A 14906-nucleotide genomic window follows, 5' to 3' on the forward strand; every position below is an offset into this window, starting at 1 on the left:
GGGGGGGGTTGGGGTTGGGTTGGCGGGGCGGGGGGCCGGGGGGCGGGTTTTTGGGGGGGCTACACAAACACAACCTCGCAAACAAACCGCTGGGGGGGGGGGGGGTTTTTTTGGGGGGGGGGGGGGGGGGGGGGGGGGCTGCGGGGGACGGCAAAAGCTGCGTCCTGCGTGCCTCGCTTCGCGCCATCCATGGCGCTCTACGCCCCCGCATCCCCAGCCCGATCCGCCTTCGTCGCCATCCGGGTGACCGGTGAGGTGCGGGGACATGCGTCTGCTTTTGTTTTTTTTATCTTTCGTGGCTGAGGCGCACGGCAACTGTCGGTGGCCGGGCGGTGGGGGGGGGGGGGGGGGGGGGGGGCGCCATGGATGGCGCGAAGCAAGGCCCGCAGGAGCGGGTTTTGCCGTCCCCCTCCCAGCCCCACCGTCCGGCCAGCCTCCCAGCCCCATCGCCCGTCCAGCCCCGAGGGGGCTCAGCCGTCCGCAGGCCCGCCCCTCACCAGTGCAACCGGCGCTTGGCCAGCGCCTCCGCCAGCTGCTCCAGTACCACACGCGCCTGCGCCTGCGGCAGGTAGTCCAGCTGCAGCGCCACATCACCCTGCGCCCCGGCCGTGTCCAATCGCACGCTCGCCGTGCCCAGCAGGCGATCCAGCGGTGAACGGCGCAACTGCAGGCCCTGCAGCTTGTCCAGTTCCGCCCAGCGCCACCAGCGTCGCCACCAGCCACCGCGCGCCGCCACCAGGTGCGCATCCACGTGCCAGCCGATGCGCGCCATCTGCAGCCGCGCAGTCCACAGAGCGATGGGTAACCAGGCGAGCACCGCCAGGCCCAGTGCGCCCCAGCGCCAGGACAGCGCCGCCGCCAGCAACGGGGTCAGCCACAGGCTGGTCACGCACAGGCGCCAGCTGCCGCGTACCGGCACGCTGTGCCACTGCGTAGGGGGCCATGCCACGCCCGGCAGCAGGTGCCTTGCCAGCGCATCGCACTGCTCGGGTGTGGCCAGAGGGGCCAACTCGCGCAGCACGCGTTGCTTGTCTTCTCCGTGAGCCTGGCCGGCCGCACTGTCGATCCGCAGCTGCCGCGCACCCGCCCAGCGCTGGGTGATGGATTCGCGCAGCGTCCATGCCTGGATACGGCGCAATGCCACGCTGCTGCGCGTACGGCTGAGCAACCCGGTGCTCACGGTCAGCCGGCGTTCCTGCTCGGACAGCGTGAAGCCGTGGTAGCGCAGCAGCGACAGCACCACCGAGAGCACGCGCAGGCCCAGCCAGCCCAGCAGAAGCAACGCCGCCACCAGCAGCAGCGCGCCGGCAATGCCCGGCTGCAGTTCGCTGGCATAGCCGAAGGCCTGCCGGCCACCGCGCTCCACCACGTCATCCATCACCCGGCGCGGCACCACCTGGAACAGTGCGCCCAGCGCGGCGAGGACAAGCACCCAGCCGCGGTTGCTCAACAGCCCCAGCTTCACCACATCCCACGGGGTCAGGTGCAGCAGAACGCGCGCCTCATCAGTCTGCGCATCGCCAAGGGGATCGGCCAGTGCGTCGGCGCCAGGCGCACGCGTGGCCTGGCCGCGCTGGCGCACCAGCCGCTCCAGCGCGAGCGCCTGGTCCATGCGCAGCACGCGCATCTCCGCCTCCGGTCGCGTGCCACCGGCAGATTCCAGCCTGAGTTCGGCCACGCCGAACAACCGGTGCAACGGGTTCTGCTGTACCACCACGTTGTGGATGCGGGCGAAGGGAATCTCGCGGCGGTTGCGCGAGAGCAGGCCGCTGCGCACGGTGATGGCTTCGCTGCCGATGCGGTAGCGGAAACTCAGGTACTGCAGCACCGACACCACCACCAGCACCGCGATCACCCCCAGCGGCAGCAGCTGCGCCCACAGCGGATCGCGGTCACCGCGCTGGCCGAACACCAGCAGCGCCACCAGTGGCAGCAGGTATTGCCGCAGCTGCAGCAACAGCACGAACAGCCACGACCACGGGTGCAGGCGGTGCTCGCCTGTTTCGCCGCTGGCGGGCAGGGGCAGGGGGGGCGGCGTGGCACTCACAGCGCGTCGGCGTCCTGGTCCAGCTGGTGGGCGAGGGTGTCGCGCAGGTGCTCGGCGTCGGCTTCGTCCAGACCGCTCACCACCACCGCACTCATGCGCGTGCCGGCGGTGTGCACGATCAGCGTGGCCAGGCGGGCGCGTCGTTCAAGCGGCCCCCGGCGCAGGTCCAGGTGCTGTACCCGGCTGAGCGGTACGCGCGTTTCCAGGTGCCACAGCAGGTCGCGGCGCAGGCCCAGTCCCTGCGCATCCAGGCGCCAGTGCGTGCGGCGCACGCGGCGCCATGCGAACACCGCGCCGATCAACGCACCGATCAGCAGCCACAGCGGCGCCAGCAGCAGCGGCCAGCCCATCCACCAGCTCAGTCCGGCAAGCAGCGCGCCAGGCATGAACAGCCCGCCGCCGGCGCCTTCCAGTGCGGCCAGGCGTGCGGCACGCACCGGCAGCGCCAGCCAGCCAGGGGATGCGTCGGCGGGGATCGAAGGAGCAGGCATGCAGGCTTCCGGAACGGGCGTCAGCGCGAACGGTAGCAGGATGCAGCGGGGGCGTGCGCGGTCGCGGCTGCGTCGCCCGGCGCGCCGGGCGCTACTGCGCGGCCTGGATCAGCGCGTCCACGTCCAGCAGATGGCCGGCGCGTGCGGCCTTGGTGCGCAGGTACTGCTCGTTCTCGGGGGTGATTTCACCGGTCACCGGGATGCATTCCAGCACCTCCATGCCCGCGTTGCGCAGGCGCTGCGCCTTGGTCGGGTTGTTGCTCAGCAGCGCGATGCGCTCGATACCCAGGCCGTGCAGCATCGCCACCGCGCTGCCGTAGCGGCGCTCGTCGGCGCCGAAGCCGAGCTGCGCGTCCGCATCGATGGTGTCCAGGCCATCATGCTGGTAGCCGTAGGCACGCATCTTCGCGGCGATTCCCGTGCCGCGGCCTTCCTGGTCCAGGTACAGCAGCACGCCGCCACCGCGCTCCTTGAGCGCGCGCAGTCCGTGCCGCAGCTGGTCGCCGCAATCGCACTTGAGCGAGCCGAACAGGTCGCCGGTCAGGCAGGAGGAATGCACGCGCACCGGCACCACGGCGGAGAGGTCCGGCTCGCCGACGATGATCGCCACCTGGTCACGCTGGGCCACTCCACCACGGAACACCGCGAAGGTGGTCATGCCGAGATCGCGCAGCGGCACCGGCGAACGTGCCACCAGCTCGTAGTCATGGGCAGCGTGCGCTGCGCCCTCGGCGAGATCGCACAGGGCCACCTGCGCACAGCCCTGCAGGCGCTCGTCGTCCGGCGCCAGCACCATGCCGACCATTGCCGGCAGCAGCAGTCCCAGGCGGGCCAGTTCCACCGCACCGGCATCCAGGGCATTGCCGGCGGTCCAGCCGGCCGGCATCGGGCCAGGCTCGCGCAGGTAACCCAGCGAGGGCAGGGCATCGAAGGCCACGCCGGCCAGCGGCAGGCGCGCACCGTCGGCGGCCTCCACGCCCAGCACGCGGGCACGGGTGGCGGTCAGGAACAGGTAATGGCGGTCCTGCGCCAGCACGGCGAACTCAGCGAAGCTGCGCGCGGTGGCACTGTCCAGCGCGATCACCGCCAGCCGCTGCCCGCTGCCATCGCCGATCACCACCGGACGCCCCGCACGCAGCTCGGACACCGCCCGTTCGCAGCGGATCGCAGCGGGGTCGCCGAACAGGGAAGAGAGGGCGGTGGACATGGCGTGACCAGTGAACGGGGGTACGTGGTGTTCCACTATGGGGACTCCAGCGCGGGATTCAACCGGAATCCGGGCGCCGACGCGGTGCGTTGAACGCACCGTCCTCAGTGCGGATGCTTTTCCGTGGCGTACGGATCGCGCTCGCCGCTGCCTGGCGGGCGCAGCGTGAAGCGCTTGTAGGTCCACTGGTACTGCGAGGGATCGCGGCGTGCGATGCGCTCGATACCGGCGTTGAGTGCGGCCACGCCGACCACGGGATCCGGATCGGCGACGGCCGGATCGGCGGCCTCCACGTGCAGCGCGAACTGCATGTCCGGGCCGATGCGCTCGCACCAGCCGTACAGCACGGTGGCCCCGGTACGCTCGGCCAGGCGGTTGACCAGGGTCATGGTCAGCGCCTGCTGGCCGAAGAACGGCACGAACACGCCATCGCCGGCCTTGGGTTGCTGGTCGGGCAGGATGCCGGTGGCGCCGCCCTCCTTGAGCACCTTGAACAGCTGGCGCACGGCCGGCCCTTCGGCGCGCACCTGCTGCACGTTGTCGCCCCCACGGGCGAGCTGCAGGAAGGCATCGCCGGCCGGGTCCGCTGGTGGCTTGTAGACGATCGCCACCGGCCCGCGCGAGGCCAGCCACTGGTTGAGCAGTTCCCAATTGCCGAAGTGGGGCGCGGCGATGATCACGCCCTTGCCCGAGGCCAGCGCGGCATCGTAGAGCGCCTGGCCATGGCGCTCACGCAGGTGCCCGCGCAGGTTGTCGGCGGCAGGCCGCGTCCACAAGCGCAGGGTCTCCACGGTCTGCAGCGCAGTGGAGCGCAGTACCTGGCGGTGCATGCGCACGCGCTCGGTGGCGTCCAGCTCGGGGTGGGCCAGCTCCAAATTGCGGCGCGTGACCCGGCTTTCGCGCGCATCCAGACGGATCCACAGCCAGGCCAGGCTGTAGGCGAAGCCGCGCAGCAACGGCCACGGCAGGCGGGTGAACAGGGCGGCGGCGCGATACGCCAGCTGGGCTTTTCGTTGCGGATTCATCGCCACAAGTCTAGCCCGCGCGCTGCTAAGGTGGCCCGCTTTCCTGCCGAAAGAGGTCTACGCATGCTTGTCCTGATCCAGCGCGTCACCGAGGCATCGGTCCATGTGGACGGGGAGGCGGTAGGACAGATCGGCGCCGGCCTGCTGGCCCTGGTGGGCATGGAGCCGGGCGATACCGAAGCGCAGCTGCAGCGCATGGCCGAGCGCGTGCTGGGCTACCGGGTGTTTGCCGATGAGACCGGACGCATGAACCGCTCCCTGCGCGATACCGGCGGCGGGCTGCTGCTGGTCAGCCAGTTCACCCTTGCCGCGGACACCCGCTCGGGCACGCGCCCGGGGTTCTCGACGGCGGCGCCGCCGGAGGAGGCTGAACGCGGATTCAATCGATTTGTGGCCATCTGCCGTGAAAAGCACGCAGCAGGGGTGGAAACGGGTCGGTTCGGTGCCCATATGGTTGTCAGCCTGATCAACGATGGTCCCGTGACCTTCCTGCTCAGGCCCTGACCCCCGGGACCACCGCCCGGGCAGGCCGGGCGAGGGGCTGGTATAATGCTACGTTCCCTTTTCCTACTCCAGCCGGTGGCGCGAGCATCCATGGCCAACGAACGTCCTGCCCAATCCGAAATCAAGCAACTGATCAGCAAGGGCCTGGAACAGGGCTACCTGACCTATGCCGAAGTCAACGATCACCTGCCCGACGACATGGTCGATCCGGAGCAGATCGAAGACATCATCGGCATGATCAACGGCATGGGCATTGATGTCCATGAAGTTGCCCCTGATGCTGAAACCCTGCTGCTCAACGACGGCAACACCGGCAACCGCGAGGTGGATGACACCGCCGCCGAAGAAGCCGCCGCCGCGCTGAGCGCACTGGATACCGAAGGTGGCCGCACCACCGATCCCGTCCGCATGTACATGCGCGAGATGGGCACTGTGGAGCTGCTGACCCGCGAAGGCGAAATCGCCATCGCCAAGCGCATCGAAGAAGGCCTGGGCCAGGTCCAGGCTGCACTGGGCCTGTTCCCGGTGTCGGTGGAATCGCTGCTAAACGATTATGAAGCGCACAAGGAAGGCAAGAAGCGCCTGGCCGAAGTGATCGTGGGCTTCAACGACCTGACCGACGACGTGCCGGCCCCGGCCACCGTGGTGGAAGACACCAGCGACGACGATACCGACGCCGACGACGATGACGACGCCGATGACGTCGATTCCGAGGAAGAAGCCGGCCCGACCGGTCCGGACCCGGAAGAGGTCGCTGCGCGCATGCAGGCCCTGGCCGATGCGTATAACGCTTTCAAGAAGGCCAACGCCAAGGGCGATGCGAAGAACCTGCTGAAGCTCCGCGAGGAGATGTCGGCGGTGTTCGTGACGCTCAAGCTGCCGCTGCCGCTGACCGACGTGCTGACCCGCCAGCTGCGTGACACCATGGCCGGCATCAAGTCGCATGAGCGCCGCGTGCTGAACCTGGCCACCGTCACCGCACGCATGCCGCGCAAGGATTTCATCCGTTCGTGGGAAGGCAACCAGACCAACCTGGAATGGGTGGAAGATGCACTGAAGCGCAAGCAGAAGTGGTCTTCGGCGCTGCGTGATGTGAAAGAGCAGATCATCGCCGAGCAGCAGGCCACCATCGATATCGAAAAGCACACGCTGCTGAGCCTGGATGACCTGAAGGAAATCAGCCGCGCGATGGCCTACGGCGAAGCCCGTGCGCGCAAGGCGAAGAAGGAAATGGTGGAGGCGAACCTGCGCCTGGTCATCTCCATCGCCAAGAAGTACACCAACCGTGGCCTGCAGTTCCTCGATCTGATCCAGGAAGGCAACATCGGCCTGATGAAGGCCGTGGACAAGTTCGAGTACCGCCGCGGCTACAAGTTCTCCACGTATGCGACCTGGTGGATCCGCCAGGCCATCACCCGTTCGATCGCTGACCAGGCGCGCACCATCCGTATTCCGGTGCACATGATCGAAACGATCAACAAGTTGAACCGCATTTCCCGCCAGATGCTCCAGCAGTACGGCCGCGAGGCCACGCCGGAGGAGCTGGCCAAGGAAATGGACATGCCGGAAGACAAGATCCGCAAGGTGATGAAGATCGCCAAGGAGCCGATCTCGATGGAAACCCCGATCGGCGACGACGAGGATTCCCATCTGGGCGACTTCATCGAGGACACCAACGTGGAGTCCCCGATCGAGAACACCACCAACATCAATCTGTCTGAAACCGTGCGCGACGTGCTGGCCGGCCTCACCCCGAGGGAAGCCAAGGTGCTGCGCATGCGCTTCGGCATCGACATGAACACCGATCACACGCTGGAAGAAGTGGGCAAGCAGTTCGACGTGACCCGCGAGCGTATCCGCCAGATAGAGGCCAAGGCGCTGCGCAAGCTGCGTCACCCGAGCCGCTCGGAGCAGCTGCGGAGCTTCTTGGATATCGATTGATAGCCGGGTAGCGTGGTTGGTGAGGTGAGAAGAACCCCGCGAGAGCGGGGTTTTTCTTTGGGTGGGGGTGTCGTCCGCGGCACTCGGGCTCTGACTCAAAATGGGCTGTGCCTTCGCTGACCTGAGGCAAGCCCCCGGTGTCACTAGTGCCCTACACGGTGCGCAGTGCAGCCGGTGGTTGAGAGGGGCGCAGCGACGAGAGAGTTGGGTGCTTAGGCATTGGCGAGGCTTTGGCGAGGTGCGGGCGCGGCACGTGATAGCCGCTTGGGCATGTGGTCCACTACACTGTGCGACTGCGCAGGGCCTATAGCTCAACGGTTAGAGCAGAGGACTCATAATCCTTTGGTTCCAGGTTCGAATCCTGGTGGGCCCACCACATTGATGTCTACAGGCGTCCAGCGAAGTCCAGCGGCCTCGCCGAAAACCTAGAAATAGGCGGATCAACCGTCTATCGGCGACCAAGGGCTTCGCCTTGCATCCACAAAAAAAGTGAGTCAGGGTGTGAGTCAAGGGCTGGCGCTCGCCTCCCCGACTCACAAACGGGCGACTCACATGCTGACCGACACCAAGTTGCGCTCGCTGAAGCAGAAGGCCGCAGTCTATCGCGTGGCCGACGCAAACGGCCTGTGCATTGAGGTGCGTCCCACTGGTAGCAAGGTGTGGCGGTACCGCTATCGCTACCTAGGCAAGGCGAGCATCGTCACAATCGATGAGTACCCAACCACTTCGTTACAGGCTGCCCGGGCTGAGCGCGACAGGTTGCGAGCCATGCTTCGTGGCGGCGCCAATCCATCCCAGGCTGCGAAGGCGGAGCGAGCGGCGCATGGCGAGAGGGCCGCTAACACCTTCTCGGCCATTGCCCTGGAACTCCTGGCGAAGCGGACGAAGGAAGGTCTTACCCCCGGTTCCGTCGTGCGCGAGCGCCGCTTGATCCAGAAGGACCTGGCGCCACTGGCTGATATGCCGGTCACTGAGATAACCGCGCCTGTCCTGCTGGCAGCCCTACGCAAGCTGGAGCAGCGCGGCGTTGTCGAGACGGCGCATCGAGCCCGCTCGCACGCTGGTCGAGTCTTCCGATATGCCGTGGCCACAGGCCGTGCCGAACGGAACCCAGCACAAGACCTCGCCGGTGCCCTGGAGCAGCCGCAGACCAAGCACTTCGCCAGCATGACGGACCCTTCGCAGATCGGGCCCCTGCTTCGCGCGCTGTGGGGCTATCAGGGTTCGCTGGTAACGCAGGCGGCGCTGAAGCTCGCACCCATGCTGTTTGTCCGGCCCGGCGAACTGCGGCACGCCAAGTGGGCAGACATCGATCTAGATGCTGGCGAATGGCGGTACGTGACCAGCAAGACCAACACCCCTCACGTCGTCCCTCTGTCCGCTCAAGCGGTCGAGGTGCTTGAGGATCTGCACCCCTACACGAAGCGTAGCGATTTCGTGTTCCCTGGCCTGCGCAGCGCGCTGAAGCCGATGAGCGAAAACACGCTCAATGCCGCGCTCAGGAACTTGGGCTTCGACGGCTCGACAATGGTCGGACACGGCTTCCGCGCCATGGCGCGCACGGTGCTGGACGAGGTGCTGGGCTACCGTCCCGACTACATCGAGCATCAACTTGAACACGCCGTGCGGGATCCATTGGGCCGTGCTTACAACCGCGCGACGCACCTGCCGGAGCGCAGGAAGATGATGCAGGCATGGTCCGACTACCTAGACCGCCTGCGGGAAGAGCAACCCAAGGTTGTCGAGTTCCGCGCCAAGCGCGCCTAACCATCACTACCAAGAGGAGGGAGAAGCAAGGATTCAGTAGTGCCATAAACGAAGCGGCCGAGCAGGGGCTGGAACCCCTAACTCGGCCTACCACAAACGACTATTTGGGAGTCGATCGTGGATTTCAGCATTAGATGCTGCGCCTGAACGGGCGCGCTCGGCCAAAAAAAGGCCATCCTCATCTGCCCTTCGGGCGCATTGCTACAGCGGTTTCCTCGCTTTCTATCGCTGGCTCACAGCCTGCGACGACCTCAATACCTGCCGCCTGTGTGCTGCCTTGTTCCTCGCGGGCGTGGCTTCGTATGCATTTGCCTTGCCTACGGAGCTCTCCCATGTCTCTGCCTAACGTCACCGTTGAAGCCCCTTACGGCCTGCTTCCCGTCCATGATGATGCGCCTACATACAAGGTTTGCACCGGCATCGATACGATGCATGCCCTTGGTGATGCCAGCCTCTACGTCAGCTTTGTACGGTCCTACTTTCGTATGTGCATGGACAACGATGCGATGCCCGGCTTGGATGAAATCGCGGTCCTCGACCACCTGCTGGAAGAGGCGCAGGCTCTGCGCCGTGCATCGGGGACGGACTGATGGCGGCCAATCAGACTAAAAATCTCCTGCCCCCTTCGGCACCTTTGGCGACAACCGCAGGCGGGCACGGTTTCACCCGAGGCCCAGTAACGATCACCACTTCACCACCAGCCTGGGCGATTGCTCGTGGGAGCGATCGACGGGACCGCGGACTGCAGAGGGGAGGGAAAAAGTGGCTAGGAACGCCTGGAAGGGAGGGGAGCGGCCTCTGCTGCGAAAGCTGGCTGTACTTATCCGAGAGGTACAGCTCTGATGGGTGCATATCCAGCCGTCATCGAGATCCCCGATGCGAACCATTGCCTAGAAGAGGGTGATCTCTTGGAAAGACTCGGGATCGTCAGGGGCTATCGAGCCAGCGTCTTCGGCTACTTCGCTGTCCATGAGCTGGGCTGCCGCTCGGAGCGGGGGCAGGGTGCAACTGCGGCCTCGTTGTAGCCTGCACCTCAGCGCGGAGCCTTGTAATCATCGACGGCCAGCACAGAGTGTCCGTGCACTCGCTCAACTAAAGGCTCGGCCAGCAGCCCGAGAATCGCCTAGCTGCTGGGAATGCGTCACGACAACGATCGCTGGGCCGCACCGAAGCCTGCATAGGCTTCGTGGCGAAGCAAACGCCAAATCTGGCGTTTGCTTCGCCCGGTTTAAATGAAGCCACACAAACCACCGGCCCCTCGAGCGGCCGGTGCGTTGTTCGTCACTTCTTCCGCGCTGCTTCGATGTGGGCCACGGTGAGCTTCATCGGGATTGAGCGGGCAGACTGAACCTTAAAAAAGCTCTGGCTGACTCAAACGCCCGGGCTGCGACGCCTGCCGCATTGGCCAATCTGGGGCATGCGCCGCGTCCTATCACCGCCCAGCGCCGACCCCGCCGAGGGCTGGGCTTAGTTCAGGCGGTGGTGAACAACGGAACGTCAGCTGCCTTGTGTCCTTCCGCGTCTACGAGCCAAACCGAGAATGGAGACACCCGATCCATGATGTCGTTTCCATCGATGTTCTCAGAGCCGTCCGCGTTGTAGCAGAAGCGTATTTCAGCGATGTGCCATGCACGGCCGTGCAGTACAGGGCCCTCATAGCCAGGGCTCACCTCGGGCAGTGATTGCCCTTCCACAGGTGTCAGGCGGTCGACTGTGATCTGCCACGAGAATCCCGGAGACAGCGTGGTAAGTAGAGTCGTGGGCGACTGACAAAATTTTCCCGCATTCGGCCCGGTCAACACGAGAGAGTCGCTCTGTCCCTCATTCTCCTGGAGCTTCAGCCACCAATCGCCGCGGAGCAGCATAAGCCGTCCCGCCTCAACATCTGTTCCGAGCTTTTTACAGAAAGCATGCAACGGGTAAGACATAACCATCTCCTTGGTTGGAGTCCGGAGTGTACTCAAGCCCTGCACCGGCGGTAGGCCATAGCCTGTGGGTAAGTCATCCGTTGACCGCACTGGCCGTGGGAATAGGGTAAACCCTCCCAGCAGAGGAGGGTTACGCATGGGCAGGTTCATGCAGATCGGCGGCCCTACCCCGGATAGGTTTGCGTTATCGGCTTTGCCAGATCGCGTTAATTGCGCTGATAGGCGGCTGATCCCAGTCAGTGACCACTCCAGCCTGTGCGTCGATCACGGCAAGGCGGTCGTTGGTATCCATGACCGAAATAACGAGGTCATAGGCCGCAACTGGGGTGTGGTCGGTGTGCACGTAAAAGAGTGAGTATTGGAACTGATGCCACTGACCGAGCGACTGGATCGCATCTCGCACTGCGTCATACCGCTGACCTGGTTGCATTAGGTCGTAGGCGATGAAGAGGTTGTAAGCCATTGCCTGATTCCCTGCGGTTGGGACCCCGGCCAATCCGGGGCCTGATCGCATCGTATCCCATCCGTTGAGCGCCCCTGCACCGGGGGTAGGGTGGCCTCTCCCACTAGAGGAGAAGCCACCGATGTACAACAACAACCCCTATATCCCCGTCTGGCGCTTGTGGCTGATCCATCTGGCTGGGAAGGCGGCTGGTGTCCTCGTGCACGTTCACGGGATGCCCTACGGCAGCCGCAGCCGTCGTTACGAGTTTCCTGCCGAGCCAAGCAACTAGGCTGGGAAGTTATGGTCTATCCACTCGTTCGTGCCGCGCAAAGCCCTTGTGTAACGGGGCTTCTCGTAAAGCTTGACCACCATGAGCAAGTCGTCCTCATCAACAAAGCCCCTTAGATGCTGCAAGAATCCGGCAGCACCGTCGCTGGTCACGCCTACAAAGTAGGTAGAGCGCTGTGTTCGGACAGCCCCAAGTCTATTGAGTTCGGCAATGATGCGGGCATAGTCCTTCCCGTCCGTTAGGTCGTAAGCCACCAAAAACTTAGCCACTTAACACTCCTTTGTTGTTCGCCCCCTGTGGGCGTCCGGAATTTATGCGTTGGCTGTCTCTGGCCGTCTGAGACAGGTGAGGCTCGACTGTGTACCCCGCAAATCCAGCGGCTTGAATCAGGGGCTTATGCCAGCACTACGCGCGCGCGAGGCAGGCCGGCAAGTTTTCGGACGCCCTAAAAGGCTGCGCGGGCGAGTGCCTGAGCCAAGTCAAGCCATTGATTTCTAAGCACTGCACAAAATTGTGCAGTCTGAATCCTTAGGAGCACTGCATGTTGCGGATGCCTAAGTACGCCTTCTGGCTTGCCATCTCGAGCCCCGTACGCGCGTGCAGCGCTTTCGGACTCCAGTTTTATAGGATCCATCAGACGGAAACATTCTAGTGACGTTCCTGACTGGCCTGCCCGGGCTACGATAGGTTCGGATCACAACGGGCGCTAGGAACGCAGAGCAATGTGGACACACCCAGTCGCCAAAGAAGAATTTTTGTCTGGTAGCAAAGTTGCAGCGAAGATACTGTTCGACGCGATCAAGCAGCAAAGGCAGTCCTCGCAGACTAGGGCGATAGCTGCGCTTTGCCAGCCCAAGGTAAGTTTGGAGGACTTCAAGGCTGCGTCGGTCGACCACGTGGCATGCGAAATGCTCGCGGGGTCCCTGATCGTGCTTGCCTACAAGATCATCGATCTGCATGGTGTCTCGCCAGCTAAGGGCCCAGGCGCGCTGCATTTCGAATCAGAGATCAACCGTTTAATCCGAGAGTGCCCCGGTGCTCGAATTAAGAAAGAGTTCAAGATACCTCTACGACTATGCGTCGGCAGAGAAGTAGGGCACTTGCCACTAGGTGTGATCGTCCATGGTGCAAGAAACCAGTACTGCCACTTCGGCGAGAGTCGCCGCCTTGACCCACTGAACGAGCTCGTTTTTAACCATCTGCAGCAGCTGTATGCGGATGCACAGTGGTTGAACTTCGACGCGAAAGATGGGGGTAGGATCCTTGCTTTTACCGCAACCTCTGCGCTCTATTGGACCGCCAACGGCGACGACGGGAGCACTGGGTTCGAGAGGTTCTGTGAGGACATGTCAGAGGTTACTGGTCAGCCTTACTGACCGCTCCTCGCCGTGGATGACGTCCTTCGTCAGATCGGCCAAGCCGAGCTGGTTGCGATAACAGATCAGCACCGAAGCGAAGTCAGAGCGCCAGGCTGAATTATTCGCCGTTGTCTCTGGCTGTGAGAATGGGTGAGCCTATGATCCCGCCCATGGACACCACCACCCTGACCCCCATGCCCGATGGCTTCTGCTGGAAGCCGCGCTGCCACCTGGATACGCTCCGACGGGATTGTTTCTGCACGGCGAGCAGGTTGCATCCCTTCAGCAGAGGATCGACGGGTCGTAGTTAGCTAGGCTGAGCCCCGATGACGGGGTGCATGCGCATCTGCTTCTCAAGAGCTGTAGCTCATTTGACGTGGGCCGCCGCGGGTGCGAGATGTGGGCCCTTCGTCATGAGCAGGCGCTGCGGCGAAAGGTGGCGGCCAAGCTCCAGTGGATCCAGGACAATGTCGTTTTGCGGGGCAGGGGGAGACAATTGGACCCTCGCGACGTAGTGGGTCCGGCCTATCCCCCCTCGGCCCGCCCAAGTTCCCGCTCGGCCGCGCCAGCAATGTGTTCGGACAGGCCGGCCAACGCCTGCTGAAATGTGGCATCAAACAGCGGGGAGGCTTCGGCGCTGCCGGAGTGGGTATCGGCGAGCTCAGGCAGGACGTGTGACCAGAGCTCGGCCAAGGCCGCTGGGGCAGGATGAGAGGCACTGACGGCATGCAGCCCGTACTCCGGCGCCTTGATGTAGCCGCGGCTGGCCTGCAATTCAAGCTCGCAGCCCTCCAAGCGGCGCAGAATATCGTCTCGCTGTGGATGGCCATGGACGTCACCGGCTGACGTGGGACGAGCAGAGTACGCCTTGGCCGCAGAGATCATCACAGGTAGCATCTGTCGAGAAGGGCATGGTGCCCGCACGGTCTTGGCCGTGTCCACTGGATTGGCGGATGGGCTGACTGATGAGCGACGGGAAGACCTCAAAAGTAGAGATCAAGTACATCAGCGGCGGCGAGCTGGCACGGTATCTTAACGCAAAGGTTGTTAACTCCGAATGCCTCCGCTGCGGCACTAAGAATTGGTCATTGCATGATACTGAGCATGCGTTGGGCACTGCTGCGTTCTTGGTGGGCGCCGATGGAATCCCTGATCCTGAAGGCGGAGCAGGGTTCATTCCTCAAGTCAGCCTCAGCTGTAACAACTGCGGGACGATGTGGCAGCTTTCTAGGGGTTATGTGAACCGCTGGCTCGACGCCAACCCACTCGACAAGGATGTGGAGCAGGAAAACGATGAATAATCGAGTACCCCTGAGTATCGTGAATAGCGACGGCAGCTCCAGCCCGGTGATTGAATCTGGAGGCGGTCCCCCACATGATGGGGACATGGAGAAACGACTCGCCCAGCTTGAATCTTTGGTGCCTACCCTCGCGACCAAGGCGGACGTAGAGAAGGCTTCCCACGATGTTACAAAGTGGGTGGTTGGAACAATGGTAGGCGGCGTGGGAGTTTTCATAGTCCTGATGACCTTCGTGCTGAACAACGCGATCCCGAGACAGCAGAACGCCCAAGCCGCTCCAGCACCGATCATCATCCAAGTGCCAGCGCAGGCTGCACCCCCACCCGCCATAGTCAGCCCGCCGACGAAGACCCCCTAATTCAACCCCGCTTCGGCGGGGGTATTCGTTGCTCCTCGCGAAGTTCGAGGCGCCTCAATCGGAAGGCCGATATGACGGGAGATCGACGTGACTCCGTACCTTGGGAGCTCCAAGCCACTGGCGCGGCGGAGGTTGGCTTGCTGCTAGGCCTGGCTGCGCGCACGGTGTTGGAGACCATCGCCTGCAAGCCTGATTTCTCGATGCGCGTCTCAATGACGTCCGCGACGAGGTGGCAGGGGAGGTCC

At 64.0% G+C, this 14906-nt stretch carries 15 protein-coding genes and 1 tRNA gene; 8 read left to right on the forward strand and 8 right to left on the reverse strand.

What is annotated here, in order from left to right; genetic code table 11:
- Positions 1-493: 493 nt before the first annotated feature.
- The 4 genes from FHY09_RS13695 to FHY09_RS13710 all read right to left on the reverse strand — a co-directional run bounded on the left by FHY09_RS13695 (position 494) and on the right by FHY09_RS13710 (position 4770).
- A complete protein-coding gene (locus FHY09_RS13695) occupies positions 494-2047 on the reverse strand; it encodes a PH domain-containing protein (RefSeq protein ID WP_166927457.1) in 1554 nt (517 codons plus the stop codon).
- Entirely contained in the window at positions 2044-2538 is a 495-nt protein-coding gene (locus tag FHY09_RS13700) for a PH domain-containing protein (RefSeq protein WP_166927458.1), read from the reverse strand. The genes FHY09_RS13695 and FHY09_RS13700 overlap by 4 nt, the downstream gene beginning before the upstream one ends.
- Before the next feature lie 91 nt (positions 2539-2629).
- On the reverse strand, positions 2630-3745 hold the full coding sequence (gene ribA / locus FHY09_RS13705; protein ID WP_166927459.1) for a GTP cyclohydrolase II RibA: 1116 nt from the start codon (positions 3743-3745) through the stop codon (positions 2630-2632).
- A gap of 104 nt (positions 3746-3849) precedes the next feature.
- A complete protein-coding gene (locus FHY09_RS13710; RefSeq protein ID WP_166927460.1) occupies positions 3850-4770 on the reverse strand; it encodes a lauroyl acyltransferase in 921 nt (306 codons plus the stop codon).
- Positions 4771-4833: 63 nt separating this feature from the next.
- Between FHY09_RS13710 and dtd the strand changes: the two genes are divergently transcribed.
- From dtd to FHY09_RS13735, 5 genes are all read left to right on the forward strand, one after another.
- A complete protein-coding gene (dtd, locus tag FHY09_RS13715; RefSeq protein ID WP_166927461.1) occupies positions 4834-5274 on the forward strand; it encodes a D-aminoacyl-tRNA deacylase in 441 nt (146 codons plus the stop codon).
- Between the two features lie 90 nt (positions 5275-5364).
- Positions 5365-7215, forward strand: coding sequence for an RNA polymerase sigma factor RpoD (gene rpoD / locus FHY09_RS13720; protein ID WP_166927462.1), 1851 nt, complete (start codon positions 5365-5367; stop codon positions 7213-7215).
- Between the two features lie 300 nt (positions 7216-7515).
- Positions 7516-7591: transfer RNA gene (locus FHY09_RS13725), tRNA-Ile, on the forward strand.
- 176 nt (positions 7592-7767) lie between these two features.
- Positions 7768-8982 carry a phage integrase central domain-containing protein gene (locus tag FHY09_RS13730; protein WP_166927463.1) on the forward strand — a complete coding sequence of 405 codons (1215 nt, stop codon included), beginning with the start codon at positions 7768-7770 and terminating at the stop codon, positions 8980-8982.
- 332 nt (positions 8983-9314) lie between these two features.
- A complete protein-coding gene (locus FHY09_RS13735) occupies positions 9315-9572 on the forward strand; it encodes a hypothetical protein (protein WP_166927464.1) in 258 nt (85 codons plus the stop codon).
- Between the two features lie 882 nt (positions 9573-10454).
- Here FHY09_RS13735 and FHY09_RS13740 read toward each other — a convergent pair.
- Together FHY09_RS13740 and FHY09_RS13745 are read right to left on the reverse strand one after the other, a co-directional pair.
- Positions 10455-10910 carry a hypothetical protein gene (locus FHY09_RS13740; RefSeq protein WP_166927465.1) on the reverse strand — a complete coding sequence of 152 codons (456 nt, stop codon included), beginning with the start codon at positions 10908-10910 and terminating at the stop codon, positions 10455-10457.
- Between the two features lie 184 nt (positions 10911-11094).
- Entirely contained in the window at positions 11095-11373 is a 279-nt protein-coding gene (locus FHY09_RS13745; protein ID WP_166927466.1) for a hypothetical protein, read from the reverse strand.
- A gap of 121 nt (positions 11374-11494) precedes the next feature.
- Between FHY09_RS13745 and FHY09_RS13750 the strand changes: the two genes are divergently transcribed.
- Positions 11495-11644: a hypothetical protein gene (locus FHY09_RS13750; protein ID WP_166927467.1), complete on the forward strand. Its 150-nt coding sequence runs from the start codon at positions 11495-11497 to the stop codon at positions 11642-11644.
- On the opposite strand, the gene FHY09_RS13755 is transcribed toward FHY09_RS13750, so the two are convergent.
- Positions 11641-11913 carry a hypothetical protein gene (locus FHY09_RS13755; protein ID WP_166927468.1) on the reverse strand — a complete coding sequence of 91 codons (273 nt, stop codon included), beginning with the start codon at positions 11911-11913 and terminating at the stop codon, positions 11641-11643. The genes FHY09_RS13750 and FHY09_RS13755 overlap by 4 nt on opposite strands.
- A 453-nt stretch (positions 11914-12366) precedes the next feature.
- Between FHY09_RS13755 and FHY09_RS13760 the strand changes: the two genes are divergently transcribed.
- A complete protein-coding gene (locus FHY09_RS13760) occupies positions 12367-13020 on the forward strand; it encodes a hypothetical protein (protein ID WP_166927469.1) in 654 nt (217 codons plus the stop codon).
- A gap of 507 nt (positions 13021-13527) precedes the next feature.
- Here FHY09_RS13760 and FHY09_RS13765 read toward each other — a convergent pair.
- Positions 13528-13887: a hypothetical protein gene (locus FHY09_RS13765; protein WP_456362819.1), complete on the reverse strand. Its 360-nt coding sequence runs from the start codon at positions 13885-13887 to the stop codon at positions 13528-13530.
- Positions 13888-13967: 80 nt separating this feature from the next.
- Here FHY09_RS13765 and FHY09_RS13770 point away from each other — a divergent pair, with 80 nt between their 5' ends.
- A complete protein-coding gene (locus tag FHY09_RS13770; RefSeq protein ID WP_166927470.1) occupies positions 13968-14303 on the forward strand; it encodes a hypothetical protein in 336 nt (111 codons plus the stop codon).
- Positions 14304-14906: the final 603 nt, after the last annotated feature.

The sequence above is a fragment of the Xanthomonas sp. 60 genome, from assembly GCF_011761925.1.